1 protein-coding gene and 1 pseudogene are annotated in these 761 nt (G+C 63.5%); both read right to left on the bottom strand.

Going from position 1 to position 761, the window contains the following annotated elements; all coding sequences use genetic code 11:
• The coding region (locus tag E4Q23_RS25015; protein ID WP_211203887.1) for an energy-coupling factor ABC transporter permease at positions 1-177 on the bottom strand (177 nt) is incomplete at its 3' end.
• A 16-nt stretch (positions 178-193) separates the two neighbouring features.
• A pseudogene (locus E4Q23_RS21215) lies at positions 194-761 on the bottom strand (cobyrinate a,c-diamide synthase); the annotation flags it as partial.

Raw genomic sequence — 761 nt, 5'->3', positions numbered from 1 at the left:
AACATTGACGTGGAAACTCTGCATGAACAGCGAGAAGAACAGTGCCGCGAGCAGCGTGCGGACGATGTCCGCCGGCTGTCTGAGCAGGTCCCTGGCGTAGTAAGCGACGAGGCCGACGGCCGAGGCATTGGCCAGAACGATTTTGGCCTGGGCGATGATGCCGGGTTCGATATGCATGGTAATTTCCTTTCTTTCAGGTGGACAATGAAGAAGCTGCTGGCGCAAATAGCTGCGCCACCGCCTCCGGGTTTGAGGGGAAGTAGAGGTGCATATACGAGGCATGCACACGGCCGACGCGATAGACCGCTTCGCCGCGCCGTCCCGCCCGCGCGCCTTCGCTGATCGCGATCGGCGACAGCGGCGTCTCCATCTGCGAGTAGTGGAAGCTGTGTCCGCGCAGCTCGCCTTCGGGCAGTGTGACGCGGTGCAGGCCGAGGTTGGCGAGGCGGCCGAGCATCTTGGCGTTGCCTGGCAAGAGCCCGACCATCTCGGCCCGGCAGCCGTCCTTGTCGGCCAGTGACTCGAGCAGATAGAGCATTCCGCCGCACTCGGCGACTAGCGGTTTGCCAGCGGCATGGTGAGCGCGAATCGCGGCGTGCATTGGCGCGTTGGCGGCGAGCGCTGCGAGGTGCAGTTCGGGATAACCACCCGGCAGGTAGAGCACTTCGGCCTCTGGCAGCGAGCCATCGAGCAGCGGCGAAAAGAAGCTCAGCTCGGCACCGAGTTCGCGTAGCAGATTGAGATTGGCGCGGTACAGGAAG

It is taken from the genome of Candidatus Accumulibacter phosphatis (assembly GCF_012939955.1).
GTDB lineage: Bacteria > Pseudomonadota > Gammaproteobacteria > Burkholderiales > Rhodocyclaceae > Accumulibacter > Accumulibacter delftensis.
This window is presented reverse-complemented; position numbering and strand designations above follow the sequence as displayed.